Genomic DNA, 15,469 nt, shown 5'->3' on the forward strand with positions numbered 1-15,469 from the left:
CATGAAAAAAACGCTTTTTTCCGGCCTGTTGGCCGCTGCCCTGCTGTCGTTCACGCTGCCTTCGTGCGGCCCCTCTACGACGGAAGGCGACGATGATGTTGCCACCGCCAAGCTGCCCGCCCTGCCCCCCGCGCCCGACACCACCAAGGGTGCCAAGCAGCCCGCCCAGTTCCGGGAGCTGAACTCGGTGAATGCCATCGAAGACATCAAAAAGATGCAGCCGCAGATGTAATTCGCGGTTTTTGGGTTAATCCAGGTTTACTTATCGGGCCGTTGCTGCTGAGGCGGTGGCGGCCCGATTTCTTTTTGGCGCGGCCAGGCCGGCGCGTTTTTGTTATGAAAGACAACATTGTGCTGCGCCGCGGCGTGGAAGCCGACCTGCCCCAGGTGCTGGCCCTGATTCGGGAACTGGCCGAGTACGAGCGCGCCCCCGAGGCCGTGACCAACACCCTGACGGCCATGCAGCGCGACGGCTTTGGCCCGGCGCCCATCTTCAGCTTTTTTGTGCTGGAAAATCAGGAAGCCGAAATCATCGGCCTCGCCCTGTTCTACACCGCGTATTCGACCTGGAAAGGCCGGATGCTGTACCTGGAAGACCTGGTGGTGACCGAGGCGGCCCGGCGCGGCGGCTTCGGCCGGCTGCTGTTTGATGCCGTGGTGGCCGAGGCCCGCGCCACCGGGGCCGTGCGCCTCAAGTGGCAGGTGCTGGACTGGAACGAATCCGCCATCGGCTTCTACAAAAAGCTGGGGGCCAACATCGAAAGCGAGTGGCTCAATGGCAACCTCGACGATGCCCAGCTGGCGCGCTACGAGGTGGCCCCGGCGGCCGAGGTGGCCGCCACGCCCGCCGGGCGCAACCAGCTGTAAAAGTCTTGAATTAAGTTGTTAGTTATTCGTCGTCAGTTGTTGGTATCTGGAAAACATCTTAACTAACAACGAGCAACTGACAACCCATTTATTACTTAGTCTTGTCGTTGAGCGACTGGAACCGCACCTTACTGCGCCGGCTAAACACTATCAGCAACCGAAGGCCCGCGAAGCTAACGACGAGACTCCAACTATTGAGTTTTTACTCAGTTCTGACAAGTCTGGTTAGTATTCGTAGTCGGACTGGTCTTCTTCGGGCGCCAGGGCCGGAACGGGGGCGGGCCCGCCGATGCGGCTGACCTGCAGGCGCAGGTCCATCTGAACTTCGTAGCTGGCAATGCGCCGCACCACCAGCACCGAAAGCACCGCAGTGCCCAGGCTCAGGCCCGCCGTGAGGATGTTGCCCCAGGCCGCGCTTTGCAGCTGCACAACGGTATTGGCGCTGTTGGCCATTTTGCCGGTTACGTTGCTGACGATGCCGTGCAGCACAAACAGCAGCCACCACGCCCGCAGCAGGCCGTGCGGCGTCACCTGCTCGAAGGCCACCAGCTGAGTCTGGCGCCACACTTCGCGCACAATGGAATAGGGCCGAAACAGGTTGAGGAAAGGCACAAACCACGCCCCGGCAGCCCAGCCTTCGCTGTGCTCCATGGGCCGGCGCAAGGCGTGCAGGTTCCAGTAAGCCCGGCGCAGCCAGCGAATGAACATTGCCAGACTGGTCACCATCAGCACCAGCTCGACAATGATGAGCAGGTTGTGCACCAGGCCCAGCGGGCTGGCGTCAATCTCAGCGGCGGTGCGGCCCGTGGCTACCTCGTTGAGATACCAGAAATTAGACAGAATGGTGAGGGCCAGCACCACGGCCATGGCCTGAAAAATGGTGACTGCCTGCTGGGCGCGGGCCGTATTATCGCGTAAAACCATGGGTAGAATGAGCGCCTGGGCCAGGTTGCCGGCCGAATGAAAGCGGAAGATAGCACGCTGCGGACCAGATACTTTGCTGTCAGTTATTAGTTGCTCGTTGTTGGTAGGCAGACAACAAGCAACTAACAACCCGCTTACGGTTGAACGACTGTTTATTGCCCGCTTATATCCGAATGAATTTGCGGTTGCCGGTGTGGCCCTGCGCATCCTGCCAGTGCAGCACGTACAGGCCCGGCGCCATACCTGTAATACTGAGGGGCAGCACGTTGAGGCCAGCGGGAACGCTGAGGCTGGTGGCCCGAATCTGGCGGCCCAGCACGTCGTAGAAGCGGAAGACAACCGCGCCATCGGCCGGGGCGGGGTATTGCAGGCGCAGCTGGTCGCCGGCCACGGGGTTCGGAAAAATGCTCACGCTGGCATTGGCCCCGTCGGAGCTGAGCAAGGCAGGGGCCACGTTATCGAGCGAGCCATCGGGCCGCAGCAGGCGGAGGCGGTAGTAATGCAAGCCGCTGGGCGGCTGCGCGTCGGTGAACTGGTAGGCGCTGGCGGGCGGGCGGGCGGCCACGGTGCCCACCCGTTCCCAGGCGGTGGTGTCGCCGCTCAGGCTGCGCTCCACCACAAAGCTGCTCAGGAAGCATTCGTCGCGGGTGGCCCAGGCCAGGGCCACGCCGGTACCCGCCACGAACTGCGCATTGAAGCTGGTGAGCGGCGCGGGCAGCAGCGCCGGCCCGCCACAGCCCAGGCTGCGGAAACTGCGCACGCGCAACACCTGCCGCCCGCCCGCTACGTCGCTGAGCAGGTTGAGGACGCGGGTAGTCTGGCCGAGGGCGACGGCGTAGTGCATCACCGCGCCGGGCAGGATGAGGTGGTTGAGCTGTTGGGCATGCCCCAGCTCGTGCACGGCCACCGTTTCAAAATCGACCTGACTCCGGGTAGGCGCGCCCGTGGCGAACTGAAACGCGGTGCCATCGTCGAACTGCATGTCGACTTCCTTCACCCAAAACACTACCTCGCCATTGGGGGCGTAGCAGCCGCGGTAGTAGCTGGTGGTGCGGCCCAGCACCCGGGCGGGCAGCTCGGCACCGGCGTCGAAGGCCACCACGTTCTGGCCATCGTCGGCGATGGTGTTGGTGGCGCTGGGGGCAGCCACGTCCCAGTTCATGCCCGTTTGGCAGCGCCAGGTGGCCAGGGCACGCTGCCAGGCCGCGGGCGCGGCAGTGGCCGTGAAATTGGGGCCGAAATGGAAGCTGATGCCGCCGCTGGCGTTCAGGGCAATGTGGTTGGGGCGCTGGAGGAGGGTGCCGTCGGTGCTTTCGACGTTGGTGAGGGCGTAAATGACCGTGATGGGGGCGGCAGTTTCCACGGCCAGCTGGCCGGCGGTGGTCACGCGCACCACGCCGGAACCGGCCGGGTGGCCGTTGCTCACGGGCTGCCCGCCATTGGCCGCCGAAGGCACGCGTACCTCGATGCGATTGTTGGTCCAGGACACGTAATCGGCGTCGCGGGCCCTCACGAGGGTTGCGCCGCCGTCGTCGGCATTCTTAAACTCGACAAAACCACTACCCCGGCTGCTGCCAAAGCCGTCGCCGCTGATGGTGAAGACGGCCCCGGTGCCGGCCGGCAAACTGGCCGGCGCAAAGCTGGCAATGGTGGGTGCCAGCGTGCCCCGCTGCGCCACCGGGCCAGCGGCGGCCAGGGCCGGATTGGCCCGCAGAAGCCGGCGCGGCTGGCCGGTGAGGCGGGCTATTTCCTGATAAAACGCGGCATCCAGCGCGGGATAGGTGCGGAAGGGCTCGGTGGCGGTGCGCTCCGCAAGGTTGAACCCGATAAAGCCCTGCTCGCTGCCGAAGGGCGTGTAGGCGCGGCCGCCCGCGGCAACTGCGGGCAAGCCGGGCCAGGGCGCGGGCGTCAGGAAAAAGATGCCCTGCTGGCCGGCCGTGAGCCGCAGCGTGTTGGTGAGGAGCTGCTGGTCGAGGCCCAGGCGGCCGCCTTCGGTAAGGAGGGTGAGGCCGGTGGTGTCGGCCACCTGGCCTTTCAGGAGGGAAAACACCCGCAGGCGGTGCCGGGTGAAAAGCCGGCCGTGGCCCGCATCCCAAAAGCTTTGGGCATCGAGCACCTGGGCTTCGACCACCAGGGCCGATTCCCGGGCCCGGCTGGCGGGCTCAATGGGCAGCATCAGGCAGCGCAGCTCGGGCCCGGGTGCCTGCGCCAGTACCGGGCCGGCCCCGGCCATTGCCATTGCCAGCCCCAGCGCCACCCCCAGCCGCCGGCTCATCACACGAAGAAAAGGTAACGCAAACGGCATGGGCAGGAAGAAAAACGCGTACCGCCGAAGATACGGAAAACAGGCCGCCAAGGGCTTGGAAGCCGTTTAAAAAGGTGTCAATACCGAAAAAAGTGCGATGGCAGCGGGCCGCCGGCTACCGTGCCGGGCGGCTGCGCCGGTACTGCCGCCAGTCGCGCCAGATGGCGCCCACGAACACGTTGAGGCGGTAGCTGTAGTACCAGCCGTCGAAATCTTCCTTATAATCGATTTCGAGCACCGAGGTGCGGTAGCCCAGGCTGCCGCTCACGCCCACCCAGCGCATGGGCTTGACGAGTACCGCCAGCCCCACCTCCACGGGCACAAACAGGCCACGGCTGTCGGTGGGGGTTTTGCCGTTCTGGTCGGTTTCGGAATAGTGGCTGCGGCCCAGGCCCACGGCTAGCGGCGCACTGATTTCGAGCCAGCGGCGCTGGAAAAACACGTAGCTCACGTTGGGCGTGAAGTAGGTAAGGTCGAGTTGCGGGGTGAGGGTTTCGAGGATTTTCTTAGTGCGCTTACCGTTTTTATACTGGTAGATGTATTGGTTGGCGTAGTCGCGGCGGAGCGTGTAGGCGCCCAGGCCCAGGCGCCAGCGCCGGCCGGGCAGCACCAGGCCCGCGTTCAGGCCGATGACACTCACGGCCGAGGACTGCACGAAGGAATCGCGGTTGTCGAGCGACAGCACGAAGCCCACCCGCCGGCGCGGAGCCACCGGCGCCGGGGCGGGGATAGGCGCCGGGCACGGCACTTCTACCGGGGCGGCCACCGAATCGGGGGGGGCGGGTTGCTGCGCGGCCACTCGCCCGCCGCCCAAAAGCAGCAGCAGGGCCAGCAGCAGACGAGCACGCCCGGCACTGCCGGGGCATCGGGCCAAAGAAACCATGCGGTAGAGAATGGGCAGTAGGCTGAAAATGAAGCCGTCGGCAGAGTACCAGGGCGCAACACAGACCACCAAACCGGCCGGAGGTTTAGCCGCTCCCCAAAAGTGGGCTACTGCCCCGCCGGCGCCGGCTGCGGCTGCCACGAAGGCGAGGCCTCGCGCACCACGGGCCAGCCGTCGGCGTACTCCAGGCGGTCGAGGAGCAGCACGCGGCGCGAGTAGCCCTCCGAGTCGTCGATGGCGGCGAAGGTGGGCTGGCGCGGGTCGATGGCGTGGTAGGCCAGCCAGTCCTGGCCGGCGGCATCGGTCACCACGCAGTTGTGGCCGGGGGCGCGCCAGTGAGCATTGGCGGCGAGCAGGGCGCTGTGCGGGTTGGCGGTGGCAGCGGCGTAGGTTTCGAAGGGGCCGGTGGCATGGCGGGCACGGGCCACCAGCACGGCGTAGTGGGCGTGCGGGCCGCAGCAGTTATCGCCCGAAAAGAAAAGGTAGTACCAGCCCTCGTGGCAGTGCACCCAGGCAGCTTCGATGAGGCGGTGGTAGTCGTCGGGGTCGTCGGAAACGCTGGGGTGCACCACGGCCCGCGCCGCGCTGCCCGGCAGGAAGCCGAGCCGGTCCGCGGCCAGCTCGCGCACCCAGATGGGCCCAAAGCCCGAGCCCCAGTACAGCAGCCGCTGGCCGGTGGCGGGGTCATCAAAGGCCATGGGGTCGATGCAGGTGAAGCCGGGGCCGGGCAGCAGCGGCCGGCCGCTGTCCACGAACGGGCCGGCCGGGGCTTCGGCCACCGCCACGGCCAGGCTGAGGGAGTCGGCACCATCGGGCCGGGCCGAGTAGTAGAGGTAATAGCGCCCGCCGTGCTCGCTGACGTGTGGGGCCCATATTTTCTGGCTCAGCCGGGCCCACACGGGCTTTTCGGGCAGGCCTTCGCCGAGATATTCCCAGTGCACCAGCTCCCGCGACCGCGCCACCTGCAGGTTGATAATGACGCCGGCGCGCCGGGTCTGGGTGCCGTAGGCGTAGTACCAGCCATCGGCCGCCCGGATGATGGCGGGGTCCGGGAAGTTGTCGTCGATAATGGGGTTGATGTACATGAGAGCAGTGAGCAGTGAGCAGTGAGCAGTGAGCAAAAGAACGTCATGCTGAGCGGAGCCGAAGCATCTCGCCTGTGGTAGTAATTCTTTCGCTGAACGATTGAGTTACTACCACAGGCGAGATGCTTCGGCTCCGCTCAGCATGACGTTCTTTTGCTCACTGACAACTGCTCATTGCTCGCTGCCTTCTGCTCCACTGCGTGCGGGGCAGCCAGATGTGGGCGACGCCGGTGTTGTCGCTGAAGATTTTGTGGCAGGGCCACGCCCGCAGGCTTTTCAGGAGCAGGCCGCAGGCAGTTCGAGTCGATTTCGGGTCGTAGGCCCCCCGCCAATCCACGTAGAGCCACTGGTTTTGGGCATCGCGGCCGATGAAAAGCTCGGGAGAATCGACAATAGTTTCCACTTGCATTCAATTAGAGGGGAGGGCCGCAAATCACGCTGATGCGCTGCTTGTGCCGGGCCCGGTGGTGCCGGGGTGGACGCTGCCAAATACTTCGCCCACGGCCTTGGGATTCCGGCGCGCGGCGGCGCTAGCTTTGTGGTTCTGCTTTTTGGAAGCAGGCCCATCTGACCCCGAATCATTCGTTTACTGTCTCACCCCACCTCCTCTCTCAATGTTTAGAAAATGTGTTGCCCTGCTGGCTTTGTTATGCGCGCCGTTTAGCCTGCTGGCCTGGGGCGTAGTGGGCCACCGGGCCGTGGCCCGCATTGCCGAAAACCACCTTTCCAGCAACGCCCGGCGCGAAGTGGCCCGTATTCTGGGCCACGAAACCATGCCGCTGGTGAGCACCTGGGCCGATGAGCTGCGCGCCGACCCGCAATTCAGCAACACGGCGCCCTGGCACTACCTCAACGTGCCCGTGGGCCTCGATTTCGCCGCCTTCGTCAAGCAGCTGAACGACCCCACCCTGCTGGCCCCGGCTGCGCCCACCAACGCCTACACCGCCCTGCTGCAAGCCCGCAAGGACCTGAAAGACCCCAAAAAGACCGACGCGGAAAAGCTCGTAGCCCTCAAGTTTGTCATTCACCTGGTGGGCGACGTGCACCAGCCCCTGCACGTGGGCCACGCCGAGGACAAGGGCGGCAACAGCATCGTCGTGAACTGGCGCGGCAAGGAGGACACCAACCTGCACAGCGTCTGGGACAGCGCCATCATCGAATACCCTGGCTTTAGCTACCTCGAAATGGCCGCCGCCTACGACCACGCCACGCCGGCCCAAATCAAGCAGTGGCAGAAGGACGAGATGACCACCTGGCTGTTTGAGTCGTACCAGCTTTGCCCGGCCATCTACGCCGCGGCGGCGGCCAACCCCAAGTTCGACTGGCACTTCTACCCCACCTTCGGCCCCACCGCCGAGCAGCAGGTGCTGAAAGCCGGCATCCGCCTGGCCGGCGTGCTGAACGAGGTATTTGAGAGGTGAGCCTCACTCGGGATAACCCCTCATTTTGCCTGGAGCCAAAGAAGCCCCGGTTGCGTAAGCAGCCGGGGCTTCTTTGGGTTTAGCGGTCATCCTTGGCTCAGGATAACAGGATATTTTAGCCCGGCCGAGTCAGAAACTTGACTCTTCACCATTTTGTAAGCGGCCCGCTCATTGACCTTTGTAGCAGTACCAGAAGGCAAAAAAATGATGGCTACAATCCCGAAGGTCTACGTTTCTCGCCAGGCTGAAATTGCGGCCCGGTTCAAGCAGGTTTTGGATAGCCATATGGATGATTTCCTGGCGGGACGGGTGGAACGCATGCATGAGCTTAAGGAAATCGCCGATATCATTTGCCTGCACCCCGGGCACCTGAGCAAGATAATCAAGCTGGCAACGGGCCATCATGCCTGCTATTTCTACGAGCAGCGGATATTGCTGGAGGCTAAAAAGCTGCTGACCGACCCCACTGTGCCCATTGGGGCAATCGCTCGCAAGCTGGATTATGACGTGTCAAACTTCACCAAATTTTTCAAACGGTTCACGGGGCTCACCCCTTCCTCCTATCGCAAAGCCACTGCGCAACCGGCGGCCCAAACGGGTAGCAGCCAGGGTGGCTAAAAAGGAAAGCCAGACCACTTCAACCCAAAGCAAATGAGCAGCAGAATCATCACAATTGGCGCGGACACGGCCACCCCCCTCATGGCCCGTGCCCCCGGCTACGGCACCATGCGGCTGACCGGGGAGGATTTTTGGGGCGAGCCCCGAGACCGCCCGGGGGCCATTGCCCTCTTGCGGAAAGCCGTCGAGCTGGGAGTCAACTTTTTCGACACTGCCGATTTTTACGGACCAGGCGTCACCAACCGGCTGCTGGCGGAGGCCTTACACCCCTATCCGGCCGACCTGATTATCGCGACCAAGGTGGGCGGAACGCGAGGCACCGACAAAAGCTGGCTGCCCTACGGCAAGCCGGCGGAAGTGAGGCGCAGCGTCGAAAACAACTTGCAGGAACTGAAGCTCGAACAGCTGCCCCTGGTGCATTTTGGCAAGGCCGCCAATAGTCCTGGTGGGTACGAGGAGTCTTTCGCCGCCCTGCTGGCGTTGCAGCGCGAAGGCAAAATTCTGCATGTGGGCCTTTCTAATGCCACCATTGAGCAGTTTAACACGGCCCGTGCATTAGGCAAAATTGCCAGTGTGGAGAATATGTACAGCTATACCCAGCGGGTTACGGACCCGAACAGTCCTTACGGGTTCCAGGGGGGTGAGCTGCTGCCGTTGTGCGAGGAACATCGGATTCCATTTATTCCCTTCTTCTCCCTCCAAACGTCACTACCCACCGGGCAGCGCAAGCTGCAAGAGGTGGCCGAAGCCAAAGGCGTCACGGTGGCGCAGCTCAATCTGGCGTGGCTACTCCATCAATCCGCATGGATACTCCCCATTCCAGGCACTACTTCCATCCAACATCTGGAGGAAAATGTAAAAGCAGCGAACGTTTCGCTGTCGAAGGAAGAGTTGGATTTTTTAGCCTAATCTGTCGAAACGGGGCCTGTGGGCAGTTGCAAAATGGACACGCCACGACGGGTAGCATTGCCTCCCCCAAGGCCTCAACAGCCGCGAAAAAACTGTGCGACGGGTCCTTCCCGCTTTCCAGCATCAGGTACACTGCGAGTACGTTAGCTTTGCGCACTAAAAGTTCGCGCTACAAGCTCGGCCGCCGGCCAAACCACGGCCGGGCCTGCTCCAGCTGCCCGGCCAGTTGGAACAGGACGTCTTCGGCCCCCAGCTTCGCGATGAACTGCACGCCGCAGGGCAGGCCGTCGGCGGTCCAGTGCAGGGGCACCGACATGGCGGGCTGGCCCGTGAGGTTGGCCACCTGGGTGTAGGGCGTTTTTTCGAGGCTCTGCTCGGCCAGCTTCTCCACGATGCCGGAACGGCGGATGAGGCCACCGAGGCCGAAGGTGTTGACGAGTTTCAGCAGCTTTTGCTCCATCGGCTTGGGCTGCAGCTCGCCGATGCGGACGGGCGGCGTGGCCAGCGTGGGGGTCAGGAGCAGGTCATACGTTTCGTGGAAGCGGCCCATGCGGCGGGCGCTGTCGTTCCAGGTGTGGCGGGCGGCCGCGAAATCGGCGGCGGTGTAGGTGCGGCCCAGCAGGCCCAGCAGCCAGGTGGTGGGCTCCACGTCGGCGGGCCGGGCGGGGCGGCCCAGGTGCCGGGCCAGCGCGGCGATGCTGGCCCCGGTTTCGCCAAAATACAGCATCAGGAAAGCCGAAGCCACGGCCCGGCCATCGAAGGGCAGCGGCACTTCTTCCACGTCGTGCCCCAGGCTTTCGAGCAATTTCGCGGCCTCGCGCACCGCCGTGGCACATTCCGGGTGCAGCGCACTGCCCAGCGGGTGGCCCAGGCTGAAGGCAATGCGCAGCCGGCCCGGCGCCCGGCCGGCTTCTTCCAGATACGGCCGCGCCGGGCCCGGCAGAAAGTACGGTGCGCCCGCATCCGGCCCCTGGGTGGCGTCGAGCAGGGCGGCGCTGTCGCGCACCGAGCGGCTGAGCACATGCTCCACGGCGGCGCCCTGCCACTTTTCGCCTTGCTCGGGGCCGGTGGGCACGCGGCCCCGGCTGGGTTTCAGCCCAAATAGCCCGCAGCACGCCGCCGGAATCCGGATGGACCCGCCCCCGTCGCCCGCCCCCGCCACCGGCGTGATGCCGGCCGCCACGGCCGCCGCCGCCCCGCCGCTGCTGCCGCCGGGCGTGTGGCCCAGGTGCCAGGGGTTGCGGGCGGGGCCGTGCAGCAGGGGTTCGGTCACGCCCATGAGCGCAAACTCGGGCGTGTTGGTTTTGCCCAGGATGTTGAGGCCCGCGGCCTGCCAGCGGCGCACCAGCTCGGCATCGGCGGCGGGCACGAAGTTGCGCAGCGCCCGGCTGCCCGAGGTGTGCGGCGCGCCAGCGTACTGCGCCCCAAAATCCTTCAGCAGGAACGGCACGCCGCCGAACGGGCCGGCGGGCAGCCCCGCCGCGGCCCGCTGCCGGGCCGGCTCGTAGAGCGGGTGCACCACGGCGTTGAGTTGCGGGTTCACGGCTTCGGCGCGGGCAAGGGCGGCGGCGCACAGCTCGGGGGCCGTGAGCTGGCCGGTGCGCACGAGCGCGGCCATGCCCAGGCCGTCGAGCTGGTCGTATTCGGCGGGAGAAATCATTCGCTAAATGTAGGCGGTGCCCGGTTTTAATATTCTCCGCCGTGCGCCAAACGCTGTTTAGCTCCGTAGATGCTGTTGCGAAGCAGCACCTTGCCAGCAGCAGAAGGTGTTTTCAACGTCAAAGCGCATTACATCGAGGCCATTCCTACTTCGTTTTCGCATGGTGACGCCCGTATTCAGGATTTTGGATTACCACAAAGCCCGGGAATTTTACATTGATTGGTTGGGATTCCGCATCGACTGGGAAGACCAGCCCGCCCAGGGCCCGGTGTACTTCCAGGTATCGCGGGGCGATTTTGTGCTGCACCTGAGCGCTCACACCACCGATAGCTGCGCCGGCGCCAGGGCGCGGGTCGAAATACTGGGCCTGCCGGCCTACCACCACCAATTGACAACCAAGGATTTCCCGCACAAGCGCCTCGCCATGGCGCCCGCCTTCTGGAACAAGCGGGTGCTGGAAATGGAAGTTTATGACCCGTTCGGCAACTGCATCGTGTTCTGCGAGCTGGACATATTGTCAGTGAGCAGTTAACAGTGAGCAGTTAATACGGATTGTTAACTGCTCACTGTTAACTGCTCACTGTTAACTGCTCACTGTTAACTGCTCACTGTTAACTGCTCACTGTTAACTGCTCACTGTTAACTGCTCACTGTTAACTGCTCACTGTTAACTGCTCACTGTTAACTGCTCACTGTTAACTGCTCACTGTTAACTGCTCACTGTTAACTGCTCACTGTTAACTGCTCACTGTTAACTGCTCACTGTTAACTGCTCACTGTTAACTGCTCACTGTTAACTGCTCACTGTTAACTGCTCACTGTTAACTGCTCACTGTTAACTGCTCACTGTTAACTGCTCACTGTTAACTGCTCACTGTTAACTGCTCACTGTTAACTGCTCACTGTTAACTGCTCACTGTTAACTGCTCACTGTTAACTGCTCACTGTTAACTGCTCACTGTTAACTGCTCACTGTTAACTGCTCACTGTTAACTGCTCACTGTTAACTGCTCACTGTTAACTGCTCACTGTTAACTGCTCACTGTTAACTGCTCACTGTTAACTGCTCACTGTTAACTGCTCACTGTTAACTGCTCACTGTTAACTGCTCACTGTTAACTGCTCACTGTTAACTGCTCACTGTTAACTGCTCACTGTTAACTGCTCACTGTTAACTGCTCACTGTTAACTGCTCACTGTTAACTGCTCACTGTTAACTGCTCACTGTTAACTGCTCACTGTTAACTGCTCACTGTTAACTGCTCACTGTTAACTGCTCACTGTTAACTGCTCACTGTTAACTGCTCACTGTTAACTGCTCACTGTTAACTGCTCACTGTTAACTGCTCACTGTTAACTGCTCACTGTTAACTGCTCACTGTTAACTGCTCACTGTTAACTGCTCACTGTTAACTGCTCACTGTTAACTGCTCACTGTTAACTGCTCACTGTTAACTGCTCACTGTTAACTGCTCACTGTTTTTACAGGCTTAGCAGCTCCCGAAACCGCACCGACTGCTGCCGCGACACTTCCACTTCGGGCCCGTCCTTCAGGGTGAGGCGCAGGGTGTTGCTGAACCAGGGCTCGATGCCGGCAATCCATTTCAGGTTGATGATTTGCTGGCGGTTGGCCCGGAAAAACACTTTGGGGTCGAGCCGGGCTTCCAGCTGCTGCAACGTGCGCGGGATGAGCGGCCGGTGGGTTGAGAAGTGAATGCGGGTGTAGCTGCCATTGATTTCGAAGAGCTTGATGTCGGCCAGCTTCACGAACCAGCACCGCTCGCCGTCCTTCACAAACACCTGGTCCTGGGCCGTGAGCGGCGCTTGCGGCGCTTCTTCCATCGTGCCGGCTCCCGCCGAAACTTCGGCCGGCACCGGGCCCGCCACCCGGGCGCGGGCCTTGGCCAGCGCGGCGGCCAGGCGGCTTTCCTGCACCGGCTTCAATAAATAGTCGAGGGCATTGACGGCAAACGCCTGGAGCGCGTACTCGTCGTAAGCCGTGGTGAAAATGACGTGGGGCGCGGCTTCCAGCGAAGCCAGCAGCTCAAAACCGGTTTGGCCGGGCATCTGCACGTCGAGCAGCAGCAAATCGGGTCGCAGGGCCTGGATTTGGGTACGAGCTTCGTCGGCGTGGCGGGCCTCGCCCACGATGGTCACGTCGGGAAAGGCCTGCAACAGGTGGCGCAGCTCGGTGCGCGCCAGGCGCGAATCGTCAACCAGCAGAATGTTCAAGGGGGTGAGTGGCTGAAGAAGTGGATACTAAAAAGAACGTCATGCTTCGCTGCGCTCGGCATGACGTTCTCCTTTTCCCGTCGGGGCAGCGGCCAGCAGCGGCAGGCGCAGCTCGGCCATCACGGTGTTGGCCTGGTGGGCATCGTCGGCAATGTGGAGGCTGGCCGTGGGGCCAAACAGCAGCTGGAGGCGCTCGTGGGCATTGGGCAGGCCCACGCCAGTGTGGCCGGGCGCGGCGGGGTTGGGCAAATAATGGCCGGGGTTGCGCACCGTGATAAGCACCTGGCCGGGCCTTTCGAGTTGCGCCGAAACGTGGATGCAGCCCCCGCCCGGCCGCGGCGCGATGCCGTGCTTGATGGCGTTTTCGACCAGCAGTTGCAACGTCATGGGCGGCAGCAGCACGTCCAGGGCGGCGGGGGCCACGTCCAGGGTGTAGCGCAGGCGCTCTTCTAGCTGCAGGCTTTCGAGGGTGAGGTAGTGGGCCACAATTTCGAGCTCGCGGGCCAGCGGCACCTGCTCGCGGCTGTTCAATTGCAGGGAGTAGCGCAGCAGGTCCGAGAGGTGCGTCATCATCTCGCGGGCGCGCGCCGGGTTTTCCAGCACCAGCGCCCGGATGTTGTTGAGGCCGTTGAACAGGAAGTGCGGGTTAATCTGGGCCTTGAGGGTGCGCATCTCGGCGTCGCGCACGGCCGCGGTCAGCTTCCATTTGTCGATTTCGGCCTGCCGCAGGTTATCGAAATAATGCAGGCTGAAATACGCCGCCGACCACAGCAGCATGAAGAAAAAGGAGTTGGCCGTGTAGCCCACGTATTGCAGCCACGGAAAGCCGTGGCCGCCTTGGCTGGCCGGCTCCGCCAGCCAGTACAGCAGCGTCACCAATACCCCGGTGAGGGCCATGCTGCCCACCGCCACCAGCAGGTTGCCCAACAGCAGCCGGGGCAGCAGCGCCGCCAGCGACAGGCGCGTCCAGCCGTGGCGGCGCAGGTACAGCCGCAGCAGGTGGCTGCCCAGCAGCATCGAGCCCGCCACAATGATTTCGATGGGGATGATTAGCGGCCTGAACTTGCCAAAAACCACCGACAGCACGCCGCCCAGCAGCCCGTAGGCCGCCCAGCCCCCAATCTGGAGAATCCAATACAAGCGCGGGCGGGCCGAGGAGTGGGGCATAATACCGGGGAATTAGCAGCAGGCAAGTTACGGCAGTGGTGACGCGCCAGCGCGGCCCGGAGGGTGCCACCCGGGCCGCTTCCGGCTATTTTTTGGCCACGGCCGGCTGCTTCAAAAAGGCGTCAGCCTGCGCCAGGAACCACGCCGTGTCGTCGTACATGAGGAAGTGGCGGCCGGCTTCCGACATCTCAATGCGCACTCCCGGCAGCTTGGCGTACTGCTGCGTGAAGATGGCGCGGGTGCTTTCCTTGGTCGAGCCGTACTGCTTGTAGGCGGCCCAGGCGCCCAGCACCAGCACCGGCTGCTGAATCCGGCTCACGTCGGAGCGCAGGTCAATCGTGTACATGTCGTACATGGCCTGGGCCACGGTGGGCGCATCCGAGGCCGAGCCCCAGCGCATCACCTGCGCCTGACGGGCCGTGTCGGTGACCATGCCGGCCGCCATCTGGCGCTGGGCCGCGGCGGGCTGGTGGCCCTGCTTCATCTGCTGGCGCATGTTGTCGGCCATGGGCTTCACCGTTTCCACGGTGGCCGCGGGGTTCTGGATGGCGGCCATGTAGGGCAGCGAATCCAGGATAACGAGCGGGCCGATGGCGTCGGGCTGGGCCGTGCTCAGCTCCAGGGCCATGAAACCGCCCAGGCTGTGGCCCACCACCACCGGTTTATTCAGCTTCTGGGTTTTGATGTAGGCCAGGAGCTGGTCGCGCACGGCGGGCAGCAGCGGGTCGGCCAAAGTAGCGGCCGGGGCCGCGCCGCCGAAGCCGGCCAGCGAGATGATGTGGCACTGGTACTGCGTCTGGTAGTGCGCCACGGCCTCGTCCCACACCGCGCCGGGGCAGGTCAGGCCGGGAATCAGCAGCATGGGCCGGCCCTTGCCCACCACCCGCACCGTGAAGGCGGGGTGCAGGGCGGGGTTATCGGCCCCGGTTTTGGTGGTGGGCACGGCGGCGGGGGCGGCCAGCACAGCCGGGCCAGTGGCCCCAATCAGCAAAACGGCAACGGACAGGCGGCGGGCAAAAGCAGAAGTTTTCATGGGTAAGCGGGGTTATTGGTGATTGAATGACCCAAACTTACCGGCCCGTTTCAGCGGCCGAAACGCATTTTCCGCGAACGGTAATCCAGCCCGCTGAACGGGCTGAATGGTTGCTGAATGGAAACGGCAGCCCAGTGCCACCTGGTGCAACCGCTGGTAACAAAACGTCATGCCGGGCGGAGCCGGGGCATCTCGCGTGCAGCAGTAAACCATTCGATTGAGTTACCACCACACGCGAGATGCCCCGGCTCCGCCCGGCATGACGTCCTTTTTGGATTCCGCTGCCTACCTCCCTACTTCTACTTCCCTCCTGCCGCCACCAGGCTATTCAGGTAGCTTTCGAGGTTGGTGTAGCCATCGGTGGC

General features: G+C 63.2%; 15 protein-coding genes. 6 read left to right on the plus strand and 9 right to left on the minus strand.

The window, feature by feature from the left end:
• The first annotated feature begins 1 nt into the window (after position 1).
• Together J4G38_RS21280 and J4G38_RS21285 are read left to right on the plus strand one after the other, a co-directional pair.
• Positions 2-232, plus strand: coding sequence for a hypothetical protein (locus tag J4G38_RS21280; RefSeq protein ID WP_210521243.1), 231 nt, complete (start codon positions 2-4; stop codon positions 230-232).
• Positions 233-336: 104 nt separating this feature from the next.
• Entirely contained in the window at positions 337-867 is a 531-nt protein-coding gene (locus J4G38_RS21285; protein WP_210521244.1) for a GNAT family N-acetyltransferase, read from the plus strand.
• Between the two features lie 225 nt (positions 868-1,092).
• Here the strand turns inward: J4G38_RS21285 and J4G38_RS21290 are convergent, their stop codons facing one another.
• From J4G38_RS21290 to J4G38_RS21310, 5 genes are all read right to left on the minus strand, one after another.
• Positions 1,093-1,791, minus strand: a complete 699-nt coding sequence (locus J4G38_RS21290; protein WP_210521245.1) for a DUF4328 domain-containing protein — start codon at positions 1,789-1,791, stop codon at positions 1,093-1,095.
• Positions 1,792-1,954: 163 nt separating this feature from the next.
• Positions 1,955-4,096: a matrixin family metalloprotease gene (locus J4G38_RS21295; RefSeq protein ID WP_210521246.1), complete on the minus strand. Its 2,142-nt coding sequence runs from the start codon at positions 4,094-4,096 to the stop codon at positions 1,955-1,957.
• Positions 4,097-4,211: 115 nt separating this feature from the next.
• Positions 4,212-4,979 (minus strand): hypothetical protein, encoded by a 768-nt coding sequence (locus J4G38_RS21300; RefSeq protein ID WP_210521247.1) that lies wholly within the window; start codon positions 4,977-4,979, stop codon positions 4,212-4,214.
• Positions 4,980-5,086: 107 nt separating this feature from the next.
• Positions 5,087-6,064 carry a glycoside hydrolase family 43 protein gene (locus J4G38_RS21305; RefSeq protein WP_210521248.1) on the minus strand — a complete coding sequence of 326 codons (978 nt, stop codon included), beginning with the start codon at positions 6,062-6,064 and terminating at the stop codon, positions 5,087-5,089.
• A 157-nt stretch (positions 6,065-6,221) separates the two neighbouring features.
• A complete protein-coding gene (locus tag J4G38_RS21310) occupies positions 6,222-6,473 on the minus strand; it encodes a hypothetical protein (protein WP_210521249.1) in 252 nt (83 codons plus the stop codon).
• Between the two features lie 205 nt (positions 6,474-6,678).
• Here J4G38_RS21310 and J4G38_RS21315 point away from each other — a divergent pair, with 205 nt between their 5' ends.
• From J4G38_RS21315 to J4G38_RS21325, 3 genes are all read left to right on the plus strand, one after another.
• Complete coding sequence (locus J4G38_RS21315) at positions 6,679-7,485, plus strand: S1/P1 nuclease (RefSeq protein ID WP_210521250.1); 807 nt, start codon at positions 6,679-6,681, stop codon at positions 7,483-7,485.
• 171 nt (positions 7,486-7,656) lie between these two features.
• The gene (locus J4G38_RS21320) at positions 7,657-8,103 is read left to right on the plus strand and encodes a helix-turn-helix domain-containing protein (RefSeq protein ID WP_210521251.1); all 447 of its coding nucleotides are present in this window, start codon (positions 7,657-7,659) and stop codon (positions 8,101-8,103) included.
• 81 nt (positions 8,104-8,184) lie between these two features.
• Positions 8,185-9,012: an aldo/keto reductase gene (locus tag J4G38_RS21325; RefSeq protein WP_210521252.1), complete on the plus strand. Its 828-nt coding sequence runs from the start codon at positions 8,185-8,187 to the stop codon at positions 9,010-9,012.
• Between the two features lie 169 nt (positions 9,013-9,181).
• Here J4G38_RS21325 and J4G38_RS21330 read toward each other — a convergent pair whose 3' ends face one another.
• On the minus strand, positions 9,182-10,672 hold the full coding sequence (locus tag J4G38_RS21330) for an amidase (protein ID WP_210521253.1): 1,491 nt from the start codon (positions 10,670-10,672) through the stop codon (positions 9,182-9,184).
• A 160-nt stretch (positions 10,673-10,832) separates the two neighbouring features.
• On the opposite strand from J4G38_RS21330, the gene J4G38_RS21335 reads away from it, so the two are divergent.
• Positions 10,833-11,204, plus strand: coding sequence for a glyoxalase superfamily protein (locus J4G38_RS21335; RefSeq protein WP_210521254.1), 372 nt, complete (start codon positions 10,833-10,835; stop codon positions 11,202-11,204).
• Positions 11,205-12,154: 950 nt separating this feature from the next.
• Here J4G38_RS21335 and J4G38_RS21340 read toward each other — a convergent pair.
• The 3 genes from J4G38_RS21340 to J4G38_RS21350 form a co-directional block, all read right to left on the minus strand.
• The gene (locus J4G38_RS21340; protein WP_210521255.1) at positions 12,155-12,904 is read right to left on the minus strand and encodes a LytR/AlgR family response regulator transcription factor; all 750 of its coding nucleotides are present in this window, start codon (positions 12,902-12,904) and stop codon (positions 12,155-12,157) included.
• Positions 12,905-12,943: 39 nt separating this feature from the next.
• Positions 12,944-14,071 carry a sensor histidine kinase gene (locus tag J4G38_RS21345; RefSeq protein ID WP_210521256.1) on the minus strand — a complete coding sequence of 376 codons (1,128 nt, stop codon included), beginning with the start codon at positions 14,069-14,071 and terminating at the stop codon, positions 12,944-12,946.
• Positions 14,072-14,156: 85 nt separating this feature from the next.
• Positions 14,157-15,104, minus strand: a complete 948-nt coding sequence (locus J4G38_RS21350) for an alpha/beta fold hydrolase (RefSeq protein ID WP_210521257.1) — start codon at positions 15,102-15,104, stop codon at positions 14,157-14,159.
• Positions 15,105-15,469: the final 365 nt, after the last annotated feature.

The organism is Hymenobacter terricola, assembly GCF_017921975.2.
Taxonomy (GTDB): domain Bacteria; phylum Bacteroidota; class Bacteroidia; order Cytophagales; family Hymenobacteraceae; genus Hymenobacter; species Hymenobacter terricola.

Bases quoted from the DNA above. Each gene is read 5' to 3' on its own strand.
- J4G38_RS21280 (WP_210521243.1), top strand. From the start codon at position 2: ATGAAAAAAACGCTTTTTTCCGGCCTGTTGGCCGCTGCCCTGCTGTCG.
- J4G38_RS21345 (WP_210521256.1), bottom strand. From the start codon at position 14,071: ATGCCCCACTCCTCGGCCCGCCCGCGCTTGTATTGGATTCTCCAGATT.
- J4G38_RS21305 (WP_210521248.1), bottom strand. From the start codon at position 6,064: ATGTACATCAACCCCATTATCGACGACAACTTCCCGGACCCCGCCATC.
- J4G38_RS21330 (WP_210521253.1), bottom strand. From the start codon at position 10,672: ATGATTTCTCCCGCCGAATACGACCAGCTCGACGGCCTGGGCATGGCC.
- J4G38_RS21300 (WP_210521247.1), bottom strand. From the start codon at position 4,979: ATGGTTTCTTTGGCCCGATGCCCCGGCAGTGCCGGGCGTGCTCGTCTG.
- J4G38_RS21310 (WP_210521249.1), bottom strand. From the start codon at position 6,473: ATGCAAGTGGAAACTATTGTCGATTCTCCCGAGCTTTTCATCGGCCGC.
- J4G38_RS21350 (WP_210521257.1), bottom strand. From the start codon at position 15,104: ATGAAAACTTCTGCTTTTGCCCGCCGCCTGTCCGTTGCCGTTTTGCTG.
- J4G38_RS21315 (WP_210521250.1), top strand. From the start codon at position 6,679: ATGTTTAGAAAATGTGTTGCCCTGCTGGCTTTGTTATGCGCGCCGTTT.
- J4G38_RS21290 (WP_210521245.1), bottom strand. From the start codon at position 1,791: ATGGTTTTACGCGATAATACGGCCCGCGCCCAGCAGGCAGTCACCATT.
- J4G38_RS21295 (WP_210521246.1), bottom strand. From the start codon at position 4,096: ATGCCGTTTGCGTTACCTTTTCTTCGTGTGATGAGCCGGCGGCTGGGG.
- J4G38_RS21285 (WP_210521244.1), top strand. From the start codon at position 337: ATGAAAGACAACATTGTGCTGCGCCGCGGCGTGGAAGCCGACCTGCCC.
- J4G38_RS21325 (WP_210521252.1), top strand. From the start codon at position 8,185: ATGGCCCGTGCCCCCGGCTACGGCACCATGCGGCTGACCGGGGAGGAT.
- J4G38_RS21335 (WP_210521254.1), top strand. From the start codon at position 10,833: ATGGTGACGCCCGTATTCAGGATTTTGGATTACCACAAAGCCCGGGAA.